Source organism: Yersinia sp. J1 (genome assembly GCF_050586585.1).
Lineage (GTDB): Bacteria > Pseudomonadota > Gammaproteobacteria > Enterobacterales > Enterobacteriaceae > Yersinia > Yersinia entomophaga.
Genome location: NZ_JBOBDP010000020.1, coordinates 16,173 through 33,120 on the forward strand (window position 1 = coordinate 16,173; position 16,948 = coordinate 33,120).

Below are 16,948 nucleotides of genomic sequence, written 5' to 3' on the forward strand. Positions count from 1 at the left end.
CTCGTTTTACCCATATGCGTTATCACATACTCTGAATTCGTTGGCAAGCCATTTTTAATCAACGATGTACTTGTCGCACATATTTGGGCCAGTCGATCACAAACACTGCTTAAATATGCTGAAATTTGTTGAAGGTCATCGTATTTTCTGCTCTATTTTTTTATACTGTTTAACCCGTTTTTTTTGCTTAACTTTAACAATCTTGCTAACTATTTTTATAATACCTATTACGTCATAAACGTTGTCGATTTTCTATCCGTTCTACGCGGAACAAATCTATTTTAATAAAGCCTATTGGTCTTTGATATATAAAAATAGAATATACCTGCTCTGCCAGCCCTCAGCCCTTCCACACCTCACTCCGGGTTGAAATTTTCAACTTTTAGTTGATTAAATCCTTACTTATGCTCAGGTTGGCGAAATCTCATGCTTATGACAATCGGATGACAATAACGGCTAAAAGCCGCAGATCTTCACAAAAAAACGTTACGATGCATAAATGACTACAAATATATTTACCTAAAAAAATAAATGTGAATAATAAATAAAATATCGGAATCTATTTAATCAATATTTAGTACCTCATCATTAACGGAAGTTTATTATTCTATTTAATCAAAATGGATGCGCACTATCATGGTGCAATGGAATGGATTATCACTAGTGGCATAAATACACATAAAACGGACTCTTTTAATCAAGTAAACGCACCTGAAAAACCGAGTGATTCTTATACCTTAGCTAAATGAAAAGGGTAAATAGGATATTTCTTCCTTTTCATCAGCATTTTTTTCAGTACAATACCCGCCTTTATTTAAAGCCCGATGTATTTTACTAAATTAATTAAACTAGCTATAAAGACACCTATGAAAGTAATCAAAACGGCTAATAGTCGGATTATTTTCAATAATAATTAATCGGCAAAATTTGTTTTACCTTTGATAGGCACAAGGGGCAGAAACTCCCCCTATTCAACTTATCGATACCAGAGACTCCATTATGAAATATAAAGTTGCAGCTATAGGTGCTGCTCTCCTTGCGCCGAGTCTGTTGTCTGTGGCCTTTCCGGCATGCAGCGAAGCGTTACCGGTAGCCAATCAACCTAATGCCATTAAAGCCGAAGATGGCGGCCTGTGGGAACGTTTTAAAGGCAATGTCTCGCTGACCTGGGATGCGCCGGGGCGTGAATTCTACCTACCGGTGCTGACATGGCATAACCGTTGGACCTACGACAAGGAAAAGACAGACTCGTATAACGAGAATCCGTGGGGCTTTGGCTTTGGCAAATATCGATACGATGAAGATAACGACTGGCACTCTCTGTATGCCATGGCTTTTATGGATTCACACAATAAAGTTGAGCCTATTATTGGTTATGGCTTTCAGAAGATGTGGATTCCAGGAGCAATGGACGGATGGCGTTTCGGCGCGGGCTTTACTCTCAGCGTCACTGCGCGCCATGAGTACTATTACATTCCGATGCCATTGCCTTTGCCTCTGGTTTCCGTCGAATATAATAAGCTTTCGCTGCAAGCCACCTACATTCCGGGGACTTATAATAATGGTAACGTATTGTTTGCCTGGCTTCGCTGGCAGTTCTAATCATATTTGATTATATGGAGATAATATTCCCTGCTGTGGCGTAATATCTCAAACCAATTTGCACCAGATCTCTTAATGGATAACTACGCCGTTATCAGGAATGATTCTCAAATAGCAGTGCACTCACTCGGTGCACTGATTTATTAGCTCGCACACTCGGCAAGATATTCTTTACTTCGCCTAAATTAACCCGAAATTAAGGCGGAAAATAGCCCCCCGCCGCCTCTAACGCCTTTTGCCTCTATCCACTCCGTCTTTCTTCGTCTCTATTTCTTATCCGCGTGACAAAGCGTTGAGGCGCATTCAGCACCGACTATTTATCGATTTCGCTCACAAAAAAGCCCGCTGATGAGCGGGCTTTACGTCAGGTTTCAAAACATTCGCACGGCAGACATGAGAAAATAAACCCAAACTGCCGGTTTCATCTTAAGCCTCGGCTTTTTTCCGTCGTGTCAGTATAAAACCGATCCACAGCACCCCAAGCCAAATAGGCATTAACTGCACGGAAATACGGATCCCTTCGGTCATGTACATAATCACCAGAATCAGGCTGAGGAACACCAGGCACAGATAATTACCGTACGGATACCACAAAGCCTTAAAACTTGGCTCTACGCCTTCACGCACTTTAGCGGCGCGGAATTTCAAATGCGCCAGGCAGATCATGACCCAGTTAATCACCAGCGTTGAGACCACCAGCGCCATCAATAAAGCAAATGCTTTTCCGGGCATGATGTAGTTAATTAATACGCCAGCGGAGGTAGCCAAAGCAGACAAAGCGATTGATAACACCGGTACGCCGCGCTTATTCACCTTGGTCAATATTTTAGGCGCATTGCCTTGCGTTGCCAGCCCAAATAACATGCGGCTATTACAATAAACTCCACTGTTATAGACCGAAAGGGCCGCAGTCAGTACCACCACGTTAAGAATAGTGGCAACCAAATTGCTGTCTAACGCATGGAAAATCATGACAAACGGGCTACCACCCTCAACCACTTTTATCCAGGGATACAGGGAAAGCAATACCGACAGAGAACCGATGTAGAAGATTAAAATCCGGTAAACCACCTGATTGGTCGCCTTAGGAATGCTACGACGCGGGTCTTCGGCTTCAGCGGCGGTAATACCGACCATTTCCAACCCGCCGAAAGAAAACATAATGACCGCCATCGCCATAATCAGGCCGCTGATACCATGTGGCATAAAGCCGCCATGTGCCCAAAGGTTGGTGACGGACGCCCCTGGCCCACCGGAACCCGAGGCCAGCAGATAAGCGCCAAATACAATCATTCCGATGATGGCGGCAACTTTGATAATGGCAAACCAGAACTCGGTTTCACCATACATTCGGACGTTGATTAAATTTATAGCGTTGATTACGACAAAAAATACTGCGGCAGAAACCCAAGTGGGGATTTCCGGCCACCAATATTGGATATAGATACCCACCGCCGTCAGCTCAGCCATGCCCACCAAAATGAACATTGCCCAATAATTCCAGCCTGACAGGAAGCCCGCAAAATCGCCCCAATATTTATAGGCAAAATGGCTAAATGAACCAGCAACCGGCTCTTCAACGACCATTTCACCCAGTTGACGCATAATCAAAAAGGCAATAATCCCGCCGATGGCATAGCCTAAAATAACCGAAGGTCCAGCCATTTGAATCGTTTGCGCGATGCCCAGAAACAGGCCGGTACCAATCGCGCCACCTAGCGCAATCAGCTGAATATGTCGGTTTTTTAACCCTCGTTTTAGGGTCGAATCTTGTAACTGCTCTTGCATTGTATCCTCTGCCGCAATTTCCTCCCGTTAAACGAGAAAATTGACTGTCCGTAAATGAAGCCGCGCGGCTTTTTAACATTTAAACCCGGTAGCATCAAGGATTAAGGCATTTCAGTGCGGGGAAAATGGGGGTTTATCAGTCTGAAATTTGTGATAAACCCGGTGGCAAAATTCGTTATATCAATGCCATTGATGTTTGAGTATCAACCACGGCAAAGATGTGATTGATGCAATTAATTAAGGATAAAGCGATGGAATATTGCACAATCTACTCAGATTACGTGCACCTATCATTAATGTGGCAACATAAGACTGACGTCGAGTGACAACTTCAACGGCGACCCGATTATTTTTATAGCGGATGAGATAAGTTGAAGGCCAGCCTTGACGACGATCGCCATAGGACTGTTGGTGGCGATCAATCGCCGTATGAGCAATAACGAGGTGGGATAAATTCATATCCCCTTTAATAATACGTTTCATGATCAGCTCCATCGCAAAATGACTGGCTAAAATATGGATAACGCATACCACCCAGCCAGATTTTCTGGCGGATTTACTCGATAACTACATTAGGGCTTTCTCAGTATCTTGACTCAATAAAAAACAGATCATTGCCGCCCGTAATGGGCTGGTGCTTCGGGCTTGCCATTCCCCCTGGCTTGTGGCGATACGCGCCTGCCAGTGGTTATCGTCGCTATTTTCAGGAGAGTGAATGCCTATTTTATTGGCGCAGATAATCGGCCAGGCATCGGAAGGATTCTTGCAATAGTCTTTACCTTTCACACCGCCGTAAGGGTACCATTTGTCCGGATCTTCTCCGGTCAGCAGTGCAATATTTCGGTTCACTTCGGTGTCGCTTTCTTCATACCATTTAATCATCTAGGTTTACCCTTGGGCTGGAGTATTCCGGCTACATTAGGGGAAAAATAAGACACATTTATGACAATCAGCGTCGGTTTAAGATTAAAGCTAATAATGTATAAATGAAAGGAACAATAACGCTGAAGCAGCAATTTTTACCGCGAGGAGGATAATAGAAAAAGGAGTGAAACCAGCACATCGGGCAGGCACTGCAACCCGGTCACAGTGCCTTCACAGCATTAACGCTCAGGAATGAATCCTTTAAAATCCAGCACTTCTACCGTATCACCATCCGGTAAATCCTTGCCGTCGCCGGAGGTCTTACGCACTAACGTATTGAGTAACTCAATTTGTTGTTTTTGCTGTTCAGTGATTTCCTGAAGCAATCGAATTTGCTCATTGGCGCGGACGCTGGCTCGGCTTAAAAAGAACCAGACGACCAAAAAGAACACGACCACCAGCGATGAGAATCCAATTGAGGCGATATTCACTGCGCCCATACCTGTTTCGTACATTGACAACCCTATTACATGCGAGACTAGAACGCTATCTTATCACTGCGCCGCGCCCAATGGCGCGTTCAGAAAACAAACTAATACTGAAACGTAGTACACTTGTTCAGAGGAAAGACGGCAACGGGCAATAATTATGCCTCTGTTTTGCCAGATCGCGGTTCAACATTACCAAGGGACAATAGCGGTAATAGAACAAATACCATTAGAGAAATTACCGCCTTGATCGCAGTAACTGTCTAACGCTAATAGATAAAACAAGCAACAAACGGCTATCAGTATCACCGTTGCAACAAGTTTCTTAATGTTCACATCAGGCACCTTTTAATTATTTTGATAAATTATACTTCAGCCAGCCTCAACGGGTCATAGCCGAACGGTCATTCTCTATATCACTCTGCCTGCCCGGGCTACGGATGTTATTCCTCAGGTTAAACGCCTTGCCCTACTCCGCAAGTTTAGGATTTTTAGCGTAAACTGACCTTAATCTTTCAGCTAGAGTTGTGCTCAACCTTGTAACAGATTGAGTACATCTCAATTTATGGAGCTCTTTATGACCCTTTTCAGACTTGCACTCATTTTGCTGGTCGCTTACCTGGCACTGCTTTTTTCAGGCTATGGTGTCCTTATCGGCAGCGAAAAGAACGCTGCTGGATTAGGCCTACAGTGTAAGTACCTCACAGCCAGAAGTATTGTTACTGCACAATTCCTGAATGGCGATAATGGCTTTATCGGCATCACCGACTGCCCATTACTGAAAAAAACCACCTCGGTGATTGAGTAACTTGACTAACAGCCCGCATATACTGCGGGTTGTTTTTTCAGTTTTGGGTGAATTTCAGATCAATAAGGGCGATGGCTTTCTCAATTGCCCGTTTAGTCACCGGATCGGCACCTGCGGGATGAGTAGAGAAATCAATGGATTTGAGTTGATGAGACATCTTATCGCGCACTTCGGTAGGCGCGATAACGTCAATAACATCAAGGATTTGTTTGATGACTAACTGACAGGCAACCAGATCGGATACCAATTCTTGATCGTTTGTTAAAATCTCAGACACAATAAAATTCCTAATTTGCAGCTCAGTAGGCAAAGAATATCACGCTCGCAACAACTTTTCTTTATTCGGGGTGTCGTCATCAGAATAATCTGTATAGGTTTAACCACGGTTAACCTTTGAGATTGCTTGGAAATGGGATATTTGACGCAGCGTTTACCCCTGTGCGCGGTTTCTGAAAATCAATAGCATTGTAGCGAAATGAGCGTCTTAAACTGACGAGGAACCAAAAGGAAAGTATAAAAAAACCAGGCGCTAGATGAGCAGTTCGCCTGGTTCGAAGTAGACAATCATCACAGCAATCCTATTCTCACAGTTCATCACCTCCAACACGTTTGCCTTTATCCAAAATCATCACTGGCATCATGAGAAACACCGTAACACCAACTACCGCTATCAGAGTCATAATCACCGTTATCAACATGCGATCACCTCATCAATTTTGATTTTTTCTTACGGGAACGGACAAATTCCTCAGGGGGAATCCCCCACAAACGACACTACTCCTTTTACTCTCGCAGCTGATACATTTTTTACTTAATCGTGCCATTTAATCATATATGCTAATCAGGAAGGCGCCCTGATTTTGTCTTGTTGGATTTAACTTGTGTATACTGCATCACTACTTATCTTCGGAACAGACTAAATAATGCAACAAGAAAACCATCTCTCGTTAGTCTGCGCCCTCAGTAAATGGGTTGAAACTCACCTCGGTAGAGTCATCCACCTTGAGGAGCTGGCGGCTTACTCAGGCTATTCGCTGTGGCATATGCAAAAAATATTCAAGGAAGTGACCGGCATTTCTCTGGGTAAATACATCCGGGAAAGAAGATTGGCGGGCGCGGTTTATCAATTGAGAAGCAGTGACACTTCTATTTTTGATATTGCTTTGGATTTTGGTTTTGGTTCGCAGTCGCACTTTACCTATATGTTCAGGAAGCGTTACGGCATTACACCCTACGATTTTCGACAGAATGCCGACATTGATTTGAAAATCGCCCCGCCGCTGCACACCATCCATCAAAAACAGGCGTAATTTTCCCTGAGATGATATTAGCCCCGGCCCTCAGAAAGCGGCAGTGTGGCTCTGGCATCTAAACAGGGTTATTTGTTTTGGATATAACAGTTTTGGATATCTACAACTTTAGCTTCATTACGCTGGCGTTCCGTCATATAAGTCAGAGTAAACATCACACTGACGGCAATTAACGCCGCTGTTAATAATCCTACCAAGGCAATGACTTTATTATCATCAAATAAACTCTTATCCACACATCCTCCATTACTCAACAATTGCTCAAACTATCCATAAAATTACAGCCAAAGTTACAACCACTAATGCCGCAGAAGTCGCCAGCAACACGACCAGTGCAAACTGCGCATCCCCTATTCCCCCCGTGTAATCACCCGCGGGGACAGAGTTTCGTTGTTTTTTCAAGAAAGCACCTACCGGTGTATTATTCACCAGCCATTTTTTATTTAAGTGGTAACGACCTCATTCATTTACCCGCGGGTGCTGACCACTTAATGGTCACAGATCCTGTCGTAGTCTAGGTGACAGATCAAGCCCCTGCCGGAACGAAATTCAGCGCATAATGGAACGCATTAATAACGGTAATATATTAACCCTTCATCACTCGCCGATTAAGTGCGAATGAGTTCCGCACTTTACGCCATTTTTTACAAGCTACTCTCGATAAATATTGGGAGAGTAACGTTGCATGAAAGTCTGCGGCTGACTCAGTGCCGTAAAACCGAATTGAGCATAAAGCCCATGGGTATCTGACGTAGCCAAAGTAAAACGGCGCAGCCCCTGCAAATCCGGATGAGAAAACACCTCACCGAGCAGCAGTTTACTATAACCCTGACCACGAAATTCAGGTAATACAAACACATCCACCAGATTAGCGAAGGTAGCACAATCGGTGATGACTCTAGCAAACGCCACTTGCCGTCCGCTCAGGTAACCGCCAAAGCAAAGCGAACCGCAAAGAGAACGTTCAACTTTTTCTCGCGAAATCCCCTGTGCCCAGAGACTCTGGCGGGACAGAAAATCATGAATAAGCTCGATATCCAGCACATTTTTATCCGTTGAGATCTGAAACATTCTGCGGTATTCCCATCGCTATGAACGTGAAACACTCAGGCTCTGAACGCCCCCAGAGGCTGTCGTTATAAGTGATTGTTGTTAAAGATAATATAGCAGCGAGAAGAACTATTGGGCTCTACACTGCGGTATCCTGGATTGAGTGCCGTGTATTTATATATTGATGGCGCCGGTCACCAAGCCATAAACCGCGCCCGCTGCCGCGGCAATGGCTACGGCAAATAAAACCTTCTCAACGGCTGTAAATACCGGTTTATGCTGCTCTCTCTTGGCCAAAATAAACAACAAAGTGCCTGGTCCATAGATGACGGCCGACAGTAATACGTATTTCAGTCCACCGGCATACACCATCAAAATGGCGTACAACGTAGCTATGGCGGCAATCAAAAAGTCTTTTTTATGCTCTCTACTATCCTTTTCATAGGTTTCCCTGCGCCATGCCAGTTTTAAGCCATAGGCCGCAACCAACAGGTAAGGAATCAGCACCAGAGAACTGGTTAACTCTAAAGCTAGCTGGAACGCATATTCTGTGAATAGGGTGACAATTAAGAAAAATTGAATAAAAATATTCGACATCCACACCGCCGCAGAGGGCACACCATGCTTGTTTTCCGTGGCAAAGATTTTTGGCACAATATGACTTTTAGCCGCGGAATACAGCGCTTCGGCAGCCAGCAACGTCCACGAAAGATAAGCCCCCATCACCGAGATAATTAAACCGATACTAATAAAAATAGCGCCCCAGCGGCCAACAATATGCTCCAGCACGCCCGCCATTGATGGCTGCCTTAAACTGGCTAAATCGGGGCGCAGTAACACGCCGTATGACAGCATCGTGACCAAAACTAATAAACACAGTACCCCGATAAAACCAAGTACGGTGGCAATACCAACGTGCCTGCGTTCTTTGGCATAGCGCGAATAAACACTGGCGCCCTCTATCCCCACAAAAACAAATACCGTGACTAACATCGTGCTACGTATTTGAGTAAATAATGAGGTTGAAGACGCGTCTATTTCCGTGGCCGCATGGCCGACATAACCGTAATTATCCCAATGGTTGATATCTGCCGTCATCGACGGCACCGGCGCGCCCCAGAAATTCTGCATAAAAATATCGCTGTTAAAGGCGAAAATCAGTACCACAATAAAAATAAAGATAGGAACGACTTTAGCGAACGTCGCGATGGTATTAATGGTGGCGGCTTCTTTCACACCTCGCAGCACCATAAAATGAAAACTCCAGAGGATTAAGGAAGCAATCAACACCGCCGAAAGCGTATTACCGTCACCTAATAAAGGGAAAAAAGCCCCCAGCGTCGATTTTATCAGTACAAAATAGGACACGCTGCCAATACAGGCTCCAGCCCAAAAACCTATCGCGGAAGCAAATCCAGCGTAATCACCAAAACCTTTTTGCGCATAAATATACACGCCGGAATCCAGCTCAGGCTTACGCTGCGCCAATGTTTGAAACACAAAGGCCAGCGTTAACATCCCGCCACCGGCAATCACCCAGGCAATCATTGCCCCTAAACCGCCGGTAGCTCGGCCAAACGTCGCCGGAAGCGAAAAAATACCGGCCCCGATCATTGATCCTACTACCAAAGACGTTAACGACCACAGAGATAGCTTTTTAATTGACGAAGCTGACATATAGGTATACCTGCATTAAGGCTGGCTAACGTAATAGACAGAACTCTTATCATTAACTATATCAGTAACGTCGGAGAGCGCACGAAGCTACCCCACAACTTACTTATCAGCTGAGAGCGCCCTAGGCATAGTGGCAATCAGAAAGTCCAAAAATACGCGCACCGATAACAGCATTCCACGTCGGGTAGGAAAAACGGCATGCACCACTAGCGGATTTGAAGCCCATTGCGGTAACACGCGCACCAAAGCTCCGCTGGCAATCTCTTTTTGGCAGGCGATGTCCGGCACAGAAGCAATGCCCAATCCCTGACAAACGGCTTGCAGCATGACGCTCCACTCCATGCACATTAACCGGGGCTGAATCTGAATATTCTCCAACTTGTCATCCGGGCCAATGAGCGGCCATTGTTGTACCGACTCTGAATCAATCAGGCTTAGAGTCTGGTGTTTAATCAGGTCTTCTGGTGCCATCAAAGCACCGGCCTGAGCAAGATAATCAGGTGAGGCGACCAGAATACGCTGGCTGTGACCCAGTACGCGTGAGACCAATCCTTCGTCCATTTGCGATGCAGCGCGCAGGCGAATTAATACATCCAGATTATCGCTGATGGGATCGAAACGTTGATCTGAAGTGACCAATTGCACCCTAACCTTGGGGTATTGCTGCAGAAAATCGGATAGATAAGGCGCTAGCAGAAGTCTTGCAGCCAGCGGCGGGCAACTGACCCGTACCAGCCCCGCGACCTCGGCCCGCGAATTGGAAACAACGCCTTGCACCACTTCAGCCTCTGCGACCAAGGCCTTGCAGTTTTCCAGAATGTTTTGCCCAATTTCGGTTAACTGCACCTGTCTGGTTGTGCGTTGAAACAACAATACGCCAAGATTCTTTTCTAGCGTTAACACACGTGCGCTGAGTCTGGATTTGGAAATCCCCAAAGCGCGACTGGCGGCGCTAAAACCGCCAAATTCAGCGACACAGGTGAAGTAATACAGATCGTTCAAATCCAGATTCATCAGTTTCTGCATTGCATTATCCTAAAAATCGAGACAGTCCTTCCTATTTACCCCTCTTCTGCCGCGATTAGCCAGCAAATATACTCATTTACCATAAAAAACCTCGTCGCAGTCGAAAGGAGAGCGCTATGGAAGCGGTTATGATTGATTCATTTTCTGACACACCCAAACTAGCCACGCTAGATAAACCCACTCCAGCCCCAGGTGAAATTCTGCTGCGAATGGTAGCCGCTAGTCTCAATCCCATCGATTGGCGCATTGCTACAGGTTTTTTGGATGGCAAAAAGCCCCATCATTTTCCGCTGATTTTAGGTGCGGAAGGCTCGGGTATTGTTGAAGCCGTTGGCGAAGGCGTGACAAAATTTTTGGTTGGTGATGCGGTTATCGGCAACTTTTTACATCATCAAATTGGTCACGGGAGTTTCGCTGAATACCAGGTCATTCAGGAAGATGCGATGTTATTGCGGGTTAATAATCTGATCGATCTGGTTCAAGCTTCAGCATTACCTATTGCCGCAATGACCGCCTGGCAGGCCGTTAACACATTGAATCTTCCCTCCGGTAGCCGCGTGCTTCTGGTCGGTGCCAGCGGTGGAGTTGGCACGTTTACAGTTCAGTTTGCCGCTCAGTTCGGTTACAAAGTCATTGCTGTTGCCGCTACAGAGGCAACGACTTTGTTGCATAAACTCGGTGCCTGCAATGTTATCGATCGCCATAAGAGTTCGGTTAACACCCAAGTTTTACTGCGCTATACCAACGGAATTGACGGAATTATCGATCTTGTAAACCCTCCAGATGCCTTTGCTCAGCTGCTTCCTCTGCTAAAGCCGCAGGGTACCGCTATCAGTACCATAGGTTCCGCGTCACTCAAGATGTCCCAGCATATTCGCCTGGTGAATCTAGAGATGAAACCCGAACTATCGGACCTGCGCCTGCTAATGGAAAAACTGGCGAACAACACGCTGCAGGTCGTGGTCGACCGAACTATTGGCTTAGAGCAGGTGCCCGCCGCGTTGGAGCAAATACGCCAAGGTGGCATACGTGGAAAAATTCTGATCAGATATTGAGGACCTAGGAATAACACTATGAATATTCATGCAGCCGTTAGCGTTGAGAGTAACCCTTTGCTCCAGATCCGCCAATTAAGGTTGGAGGAACCGCGAGAGAATGAGGTTCTGGTAAAAATTATTGCAACGGGCCTATGCCATACCGACATTGCATCGCACCAACAAGTGATCAATGTACCTCTGCCTGCGGTTTTAGGTCATGAAGGTGCTGGCATTGTTGAACGCGTCGGTTCTGGTGTTAAGCATATCCAACCAGGCGATCACGTCGTGCTTTCGCTTGCTTCCTGCGGAGAATGTGAAAAATGCCATATCGGTTTACCGACCTATTGCCGTGAACATTGGCCACTTAACTGGCACGCCAGTCGCAGCGATAAATCGGTTTCGCTACAAGACCCCACGAGTGGCGAAGCCATTCATAGCCATTTTTTCGGCCAATCGTCTTTTGCCAATTATGCCACGGTAAATGTCCGCAGCGTGGTGCCCGTGGATAAAACCATTCCTCTGGAATATTTGGGGCCGCTGGCGTGCGGGATGATGACCGGTGCCGGTGCCGTCTTAAATAGCCTGAAACCTGAGGCGGGTTCCTCGATAGCTATTTTCGGGATGGGAGCCGTTGGGCTTGCCGCTATCATGGCCGCAGTTTTAGCGGGCTGTACCACAATTATCGCCGTGGATATCAAAGCCAATCGGTTGACGCTGGCAAAAAGCCTGGGCGCCACTCACAGTATCGATTCCTCAAAGGATCGCACGCGAAATAGCCTCCCAATGCTGCTTCAAGAACTAACCGATGGCCGAGGAGTGGACTACGTGGTGGAGGCCGCAGGTAGCCCGGCAGTGATGGAAAGCGCAATTGCGGCTCTGGCAGAGAACGGCCAATGCGTCCTGACCGGCGTGGTCGCACCAAATGCCACTTTACCATTAAATATTATGCACTTACTACGTGGCCGTTTGGTTCGAGGTTCCATTATGGGTGATGCCGCACCGATATCATTCATTCCGCGATTGGCTAGCCTATTTCAGCAGGGACGCTTTCCTGTCGACAAATTGGTACGTTTTTACGCCCTGGATCAAATTAATCAGGCCATGGCTGACTCTCAGTCTGGCAGCACAATTAAAGCCGTAATAAAAATGCAGCATCTGGCTGTCTAAACAAAATAGTGGGGTTTCTCATGAGCAAGCTAATAAAATGTTTATTGATCTTCACCGCAATATCAGCCAGTTCTACCGCCCTGGCCGCACAACAACTGTCAGATCATATTATAAGTAAAGAGGGTAAATACTATCTGCTCCCAGGCTATAGCACTGAAGATGTTGCCATATTCTTTTGGCAAAGCCTGAATCGTTGGTCAGAAAAACCGGATAACGTCGCAAAATATTTTACGCCCGCCGGAGAGTTCGAATTGGTTTATGCGCCGGTGGATGATTTCCCGATATTTTCACGAGGTTCAAGAGGCCGCGAAGCGATGACGGCCTATTTCACTAAAATAAGTGCCTATCTGGAGGACTTACGTTATTCCAAACCTCAAACCTGGACCCAATTAGCGACAGATAAACCTGGAGTCTACGTGTTCGAATACAGCAGTTCAGGTTTTATTCGTTCCGCTACATCTGAAGATAAAAAATCGAAAAACCATAAAAAGCCTTATCACCAGAACTTTATCAGTATTGTGACGGTTTCACCCGACGGTCAGTTAAAAAACGTCAAAGAATATTGGGATCCCTACGTTGCTCTACGCGATTTCCATATGATAGATAAAGCGCAGCCCCAGTCTTAAGTTAGCTAAGAATCAGCATTACGACTTATCGAACAAATAAGGCTGTCGATATAGTAGCTGCATTTCCCCCCAATGCCGACGGGATCACTTACCGTATATAACCTTTCGATTCTGATGAGGCGCAAAGGTTATCGTTTTGATCCCTGTCGGCACGATCATTACGCCAAAAACATATTTCGGATACTCAACCGATTTACCCTAACTAACTGACAATGCTTTCGTGAGATAATAGCGATGATGGGTATCCAGATAATTATTTAACGCCATTTGTAGCTGATAGCCCTGTTTTTCGTAGAATGGTCGCGCCTGGAAGCTAAAAGTATCAACCTGAGAAAACTGACAACCTCGTTTAACCGCTTCTTCTTCAGCCATTTGAATCAATCTGGTGCCCATCCCAGAGTGCCTCACACTATCGGAGACCCACAGCATTTCAATATTTAGCCATAGGCTTAAGGTATAACCGGTCAGCCCGCCCTGGTTTTTGCCATTGTCATCAGTAATAAATACCGCCAAGGGATTTCTGCGTTGCGCACCAACAAAACGTCGATTAAAAACTCTCAAACCGTCACTAATAGCCTCAATATCTTCAGGTTTTGGTGCATCGGTTAATTCTAGTTTCATTATTCAGCTCCTGATCATTGGGCATTAACAATACTCAATAGCCGGAAGAATCTGCAACGGATAAAAATGAGCCAATGCGTGACGATAGTCATCTAATTTGCACTTTATGGTAATTAATAGTTTCGCCGACAAAATTTAATCACGTCAGGTGACTTTTAATAGGCTAATAGCTTGACAACTAAAACAATCTAAAAATGCTATATGTAGTTTATTTAAAAAAAGAACCGGCATTCTTCATCTATTATTAGTAGATGTGAAAAATAGTAGATCTGAAAGACGACAGGAGGCCAATAATGAATCGCCTAACACCCTATACCATTAAAACCGTCAGCCGAGAAAATCGCCCTATATTTGAACATGTAAATAATGAACTGGGTTTTATTCCCAATTTATTTGGCGTTTTGGCTCATGCGCCCAAGGTATTGAATGCTTATACAAAAATGTCGGCTGTCAACGGCAGCGCAGACCTTAATCAAAGCGAACGCGAAGTGGTTAAATTAGCTTCAGCTACGGCTCATGAATGCCATTTTTGCGTGGCTGGCCACTGCGCGGTTATTGATAGAAACGATTTGCTTGCCCCAGATATTGCTCAAGCTTTACGTCAGGGCGATAATTTAGCCGATGATCGTTTAAACGCGATTGCCGCATTTACGCGGGCCATTATACGTAGCCAAGGAAATGTCTCTGAACCTGAATACCAGGCATTTTTACAAGCCGGATACAATATGGAGAATGCGTTGGAAGTCATTTTCGGCGTAAGCCTGGCAACGTTGGCTAATTTTGCCAATAACTTAGCCCAGCCGCCGTTAAACGTAGAGCTTGAGCCTTACAGTTGGGCGGGAAGCAAATAAGAACTTCCTATTCTATTTATTATTTTTTGCAGTTTAGATTAATGATTCCATCGCGTAACCACCACGATAATATCAGGTTACGCGGCGGTATTCCCTCACTGCCAGCAATATTACCCCAGTTCCTTTTTTGTCTGCCCGGCTAGCACATCCAACTCCACGCTTTCCGTCTAACCTGCCATCTGTGGGAACCGATGCTATTAATAATCATTTAAATTTATTATGCTGCGAACTGGTAATGAGCCATTTATTCACTAACTCACCCATTTGTCTCTCTCCGACTTTAAGGAAGCATTGATGCTCCGCCGTTTTTTCGCTTACTACACGCCGTATAAAGGGCTTTTCCTCCTCGATTTTGGTTGTGCCATTCTGGCTGGTTTGCTGGAGTTAGGCTTCCCTATGGCAGTCAAAACCTTCATTGATAAACTGCTTCCGGACCAGAACTGGTCATTGATTCTATGGGCCGCAGCCGGCTTACTCTTAATTTATTTGTTGAATACTGCTTTGATGGCCGTCGTAAACTATTGGGGTCATGCGCTTGGCGTTGGTATAGAAACCGATATGCGCCGACAAGCGTTTAGCCACCTGCAAAAACTGTCTTTCCGCTATTATGACAATACAAAAACTGGCCATATCATTACCCATGTCACTAAAGATTTAGAAGAAGTCGGTGAAATAGCGCACCACGGCCCGGAAGATTTGTTTATCGCAATCATGACCTTTATCGGGGCCTTTATCCTGATGGCCATGGTGCATCTGCCTCTGGCCCTCATCACCATTGTTATCGTGCCCTGTATGACTTATATGGTCAGCCGCTATGGTTCGCAAATGACTGATACATGGAGAAAACTATTTGGTCAGGTAGGCAATTTTAATGCGCGAATCGGAGAAAGCATCGGAGGAATTCGCGTAGTGAAGGCTTTTGCAAATGAGTCTCACGAAAAGAAACTGTTTGCTAAAGATAACGAAAACTACCGTACCACCAAGCTACGTGCTTACCGCATTATGACCACCAGCATGACGCTCAGCTATCTGAGTACCCGTTTGGTTCAGTTGATCGTGATGGTTTTCGGCACCTGGTACGTCATTCAGGGGCAATTGAGCTACGGCGGTTTCGTCGGATTCTTGTTACTAGTGGAAGTCTTCTTCCGGCCGGTGGCTAAAATCACCTCGGTATTAGAAAGCTATCCGAAAGGGATTGCCGGTTTTAAACGTTTTACCCAGTTGATTGATACTGCACCAGACATTCAGGACAGCCCAGATGCACAGCAGGTTGGCCATTTAAAAGGTGATATTTGTTATAACAATGTCACTTTCGGTTATACGCCACAAAGCCCTATCTTTACCGGCTTGAATCTGCGTATTCGCGCAGGAGAAACCGTGGCTTTCGTTGGGCCGTCTGGCGCAGGTAAAACGACCCTATGCTCTCTGCTGCCACGTTTCTACGAGATAGATTCGGGTTTGATAACCATTGATGGTATTGATATCCAAACTATGACGCAGCAATCCTTGCGTCATAACATTGGTATTGTTCAACAAGATGTCTTCCTGTTTGGCGGAACCATTCGAGAAAACATTGCCTACGGCAAACTGGATGCCAGCGATGACGAGATCATGCTCGCGGCCCAACAGGCCAAACTGGATGAACTCATCAACGCCCTGCCCGATGGACTGGACACGCGGGTAGGTGAACGCGGCGTCAAGCTGTCAGGCGGCCAAAAACAGCGTCTTTCCATTGCGCGAATCTTCCTAAAAAATCCGCCGATTCTGATTTTGGATGAAGCAACTTCTGCCCTGGATACCGCCACCGAACAGGCGATTCAGCAGGCGCTGATTGAGCTATCTCGTGGTCGTACCACGTTAGTGATTGCCCACCGTCTGGCCACCATTCAAAACGCCGACCGAATCATCGTGGTAGATAAGGAAGGTATTGTTGAACAAGGCAATCATCAGGAGCTTTTAGGACAGCAAGGCGCCTATGCCCGATTGTACAATGCGCAATTTAACGCGGCCTGATCCCCTAAATACCACCTGCG

19 protein-coding genes are annotated in these 16,948 nt (G+C 45.7%); 8 read left to right on the plus strand and 11 right to left on the minus strand.

Features of this window, described 5'->3' with window-relative positions:
* Window positions 1-999: 999 nt before the first annotated feature.
* The gene (gene pagP / locus ACQ4OC_RS17765; RefSeq protein WP_084414363.1) at window positions 1,000-1,602 is read left to right on the plus strand and encodes a lipid IV(A) palmitoyltransferase PagP; all 603 of its coding nucleotides are present in this window, start codon (window positions 1,000-1,002) and stop codon (window positions 1,600-1,602) included.
* 426 nt (window positions 1,603-2,028) lie between these two features.
* Here pagP and ACQ4OC_RS17770 read toward each other — a convergent pair whose 3' ends face one another.
* The 5 genes from ACQ4OC_RS17770 to ACQ4OC_RS17790 all read right to left on the minus strand — a co-directional run bounded on the left by ACQ4OC_RS17770 (window position 2,029) and on the right by ACQ4OC_RS17790 (window position 5,078).
* Complete coding sequence (locus ACQ4OC_RS17770) at window positions 2,029-3,390, minus strand: amino acid permease (protein WP_064517937.1); 1,362 nt, start codon at window positions 3,388-3,390, stop codon at window positions 2,029-2,031.
* A gap of 237 nt (window positions 3,391-3,627) precedes the next feature.
* Window positions 3,628-3,873 (minus strand): DUF4060 family protein, encoded by a 246-nt coding sequence (locus ACQ4OC_RS17775; RefSeq protein ID WP_064517935.1) that lies wholly within the window; start codon window positions 3,871-3,873, stop codon window positions 3,628-3,630.
* Window positions 3,874-3,957: 84 nt separating this feature from the next.
* Window positions 3,958-4,272 carry a phage protein NinX family protein gene (locus ACQ4OC_RS17780; RefSeq protein WP_064517933.1) on the minus strand — a complete coding sequence of 105 codons (315 nt, stop codon included), beginning with the start codon at window positions 4,270-4,272 and terminating at the stop codon, window positions 3,958-3,960.
* A gap of 221 nt (window positions 4,273-4,493) precedes the next feature.
* Window positions 4,494-4,769 (minus strand): YebO family protein, encoded by a 276-nt coding sequence (locus ACQ4OC_RS17785; protein WP_064517931.1) that lies wholly within the window; start codon window positions 4,767-4,769, stop codon window positions 4,494-4,496.
* Window positions 4,770-4,934: 165 nt separating this feature from the next.
* A complete protein-coding gene (locus ACQ4OC_RS17790; RefSeq protein WP_071925617.1) occupies window positions 4,935-5,078 on the minus strand; it encodes a PhoP/PhoQ regulator MgrB in 144 nt (47 codons plus the stop codon).
* Window positions 5,079-5,319: 241 nt separating this feature from the next.
* Between ACQ4OC_RS17790 and ACQ4OC_RS17795 the strand changes: the two genes are divergently transcribed.
* Entirely contained in the window at window positions 5,320-5,550 is a 231-nt protein-coding gene (locus ACQ4OC_RS17795) for a YobH family protein (protein ID WP_049600433.1), read from the plus strand.
* A gap of 37 nt (window positions 5,551-5,587) precedes the next feature.
* Here the strand turns inward: ACQ4OC_RS17795 and ACQ4OC_RS17800 are convergent, their stop codons facing one another.
* Complete coding sequence (locus ACQ4OC_RS17800; RefSeq protein ID WP_049600431.1) at window positions 5,588-5,827, minus strand: DUF2766 family protein; 240 nt, start codon at window positions 5,825-5,827, stop codon at window positions 5,588-5,590.
* A gap of 646 nt (window positions 5,828-6,473) precedes the next feature.
* Here ACQ4OC_RS17800 and ACQ4OC_RS17805 point away from each other — a divergent pair.
* Window positions 6,474-6,860, plus strand: a complete 387-nt coding sequence (locus tag ACQ4OC_RS17805) for a helix-turn-helix domain-containing protein (protein ID WP_064517929.1) — start codon at window positions 6,474-6,476, stop codon at window positions 6,858-6,860.
* Between the two features lie 68 nt (window positions 6,861-6,928).
* On the opposite strand, the gene ACQ4OC_RS17810 is transcribed toward ACQ4OC_RS17805, so the two are convergent.
* The 4 genes from ACQ4OC_RS17810 to ACQ4OC_RS17825 all read right to left on the minus strand — a co-directional run bounded on the left by ACQ4OC_RS17810 (window position 6,929) and on the right by ACQ4OC_RS17825 (window position 10,613).
* Window positions 6,929-7,096 carry a hypothetical protein gene (locus tag ACQ4OC_RS17810; RefSeq protein ID WP_049600422.1) on the minus strand — a complete coding sequence of 56 codons (168 nt, stop codon included), beginning with the start codon at window positions 7,094-7,096 and terminating at the stop codon, window positions 6,929-6,931.
* Window positions 7,097-7,511: 415 nt separating this feature from the next.
* Entirely contained in the window at window positions 7,512-7,931 is a 420-nt protein-coding gene (locus tag ACQ4OC_RS17815; RefSeq protein WP_064517927.1) for a GNAT family N-acetyltransferase, read from the minus strand.
* A gap of 153 nt (window positions 7,932-8,084) precedes the next feature.
* Entirely contained in the window at window positions 8,085-9,587 is a 1,503-nt protein-coding gene (locus tag ACQ4OC_RS17820; protein WP_120806907.1) for a basic amino acid/polyamine antiporter, read from the minus strand.
* A gap of 99 nt (window positions 9,588-9,686) precedes the next feature.
* Entirely contained in the window at window positions 9,687-10,613 is a 927-nt protein-coding gene (locus ACQ4OC_RS17825; RefSeq protein WP_064517923.1) for a LysR family transcriptional regulator, read from the minus strand.
* Window positions 10,614-10,729: 116 nt separating this feature from the next.
* Here ACQ4OC_RS17825 and ACQ4OC_RS17830 point away from each other — a divergent pair, with 116 nt between their 5' ends.
* The 3 genes from ACQ4OC_RS17830 to ACQ4OC_RS17840 are packed head-to-tail and all read left to right on the plus strand — an operon-like array spanning window position 10,730 to window position 13,443.
* The gene (locus ACQ4OC_RS17830) at window positions 10,730-11,668 is read left to right on the plus strand and encodes an NADP-dependent oxidoreductase (protein ID WP_430971466.1); all 939 of its coding nucleotides are present in this window, start codon (window positions 10,730-10,732) and stop codon (window positions 11,666-11,668) included.
* 18 nt (window positions 11,669-11,686) lie between these two features.
* Window positions 11,687-12,817, plus strand: coding sequence for an NAD(P)-dependent alcohol dehydrogenase (locus tag ACQ4OC_RS17835; protein WP_430971467.1), 1,131 nt, complete (start codon window positions 11,687-11,689; stop codon window positions 12,815-12,817).
* A 20-nt stretch (window positions 12,818-12,837) separates the two neighbouring features.
* Window positions 12,838-13,443 (plus strand): nuclear transport factor 2 family protein, encoded by a 606-nt coding sequence (locus tag ACQ4OC_RS17840; RefSeq protein WP_120806905.1) that lies wholly within the window; start codon window positions 12,838-12,840, stop codon window positions 13,441-13,443.
* Window positions 13,444-13,641: 198 nt separating this feature from the next.
* Here the strand turns inward: ACQ4OC_RS17840 and ACQ4OC_RS17845 are convergent, their stop codons facing one another.
* Window positions 13,642-14,064: a GNAT family N-acetyltransferase gene (locus ACQ4OC_RS17845; RefSeq protein ID WP_120806904.1), complete on the minus strand. Its 423-nt coding sequence runs from the start codon at window positions 14,062-14,064 to the stop codon at window positions 13,642-13,644.
* Window positions 14,065-14,357: 293 nt separating this feature from the next.
* Between ACQ4OC_RS17845 and ACQ4OC_RS17850 the strand changes: the two genes are divergently transcribed.
* Together ACQ4OC_RS17850 and ACQ4OC_RS17855 are read left to right on the plus strand one after the other, a co-directional pair.
* A complete protein-coding gene (locus tag ACQ4OC_RS17850) occupies window positions 14,358-14,915 on the plus strand; it encodes a carboxymuconolactone decarboxylase family protein (RefSeq protein WP_064517912.1) in 558 nt (185 codons plus the stop codon).
* A gap of 294 nt (window positions 14,916-15,209) precedes the next feature.
* Window positions 15,210-16,928: an ABC transporter ATP-binding protein gene (locus tag ACQ4OC_RS17855; RefSeq protein ID WP_064517910.1), complete on the plus strand. Its 1,719-nt coding sequence runs from the start codon at window positions 15,210-15,212 to the stop codon at window positions 16,926-16,928.
* Window positions 16,929-16,948: the final 20 nt, after the last annotated feature.

Bases quoted from the DNA above. Each gene is read 5' to 3' on its own strand.
- pagP (WP_084414363.1), top strand. From the start codon at position 1,000: ATGAAATATAAAGTTGCAGCTATAGGTGCTGCTCTCCTTGCGCCGAGT.
- ACQ4OC_RS17770 (WP_064517937.1), bottom strand. From the start codon at position 3,390: ATGCAAGAGCAGTTACAAGATTCGACCCTAAAACGAGGGTTAAAAAAC.
- ACQ4OC_RS17775 (WP_064517935.1), bottom strand. From the start codon at position 3,873: ATGAAACGTATTATTAAAGGGGATATGAATTTATCCCACCTCGTTATT.
- ACQ4OC_RS17780 (WP_064517933.1), bottom strand. From the start codon at position 4,272: ATGATTAAATGGTATGAAGAAAGCGACACCGAAGTGAACCGAAATATT.
- ACQ4OC_RS17785 (WP_064517931.1), bottom strand. From the start codon at position 4,769: ATGTACGAAACAGGTATGGGCGCAGTGAATATCGCCTCAATTGGATTC.
- ACQ4OC_RS17795 (WP_049600433.1), top strand. From the start codon at position 5,320: ATGACCCTTTTCAGACTTGCACTCATTTTGCTGGTCGCTTACCTGGCA.
- ACQ4OC_RS17805 (WP_064517929.1), top strand. From the start codon at position 6,474: ATGCAACAAGAAAACCATCTCTCGTTAGTCTGCGCCCTCAGTAAATGG.
- ACQ4OC_RS17815 (WP_064517927.1), bottom strand. From the start codon at position 7,931: ATGTTTCAGATCTCAACGGATAAAAATGTGCTGGATATCGAGCTTATT.
- ACQ4OC_RS17820 (WP_120806907.1), bottom strand. From the start codon at position 9,587: ATGTCAGCTTCGTCAATTAAAAAGCTATCTCTGTGGTCGTTAACGTCT.
- ACQ4OC_RS17825 (WP_064517923.1), bottom strand. From the start codon at position 10,613: ATGCAGAAACTGATGAATCTGGATTTGAACGATCTGTATTACTTCACC.
- ACQ4OC_RS17830 (WP_430971466.1), top strand. From the start codon at position 10,730: ATGGAAGCGGTTATGATTGATTCATTTTCTGACACACCCAAACTAGCC.
- ACQ4OC_RS17835 (WP_430971467.1), top strand. From the start codon at position 11,687: ATGAATATTCATGCAGCCGTTAGCGTTGAGAGTAACCCTTTGCTCCAG.
- ACQ4OC_RS17840 (WP_120806905.1), top strand. From the start codon at position 12,838: ATGAGCAAGCTAATAAAATGTTTATTGATCTTCACCGCAATATCAGCC.
- ACQ4OC_RS17845 (WP_120806904.1), bottom strand. From the start codon at position 14,064: ATGAAACTAGAATTAACCGATGCACCAAAACCTGAAGATATTGAGGCT.
- ACQ4OC_RS17850 (WP_064517912.1), top strand. From the start codon at position 14,358: ATGAATCGCCTAACACCCTATACCATTAAAACCGTCAGCCGAGAAAAT.
- ACQ4OC_RS17855 (WP_064517910.1), top strand. From the start codon at position 15,210: ATGCTCCGCCGTTTTTTCGCTTACTACACGCCGTATAAAGGGCTTTTC.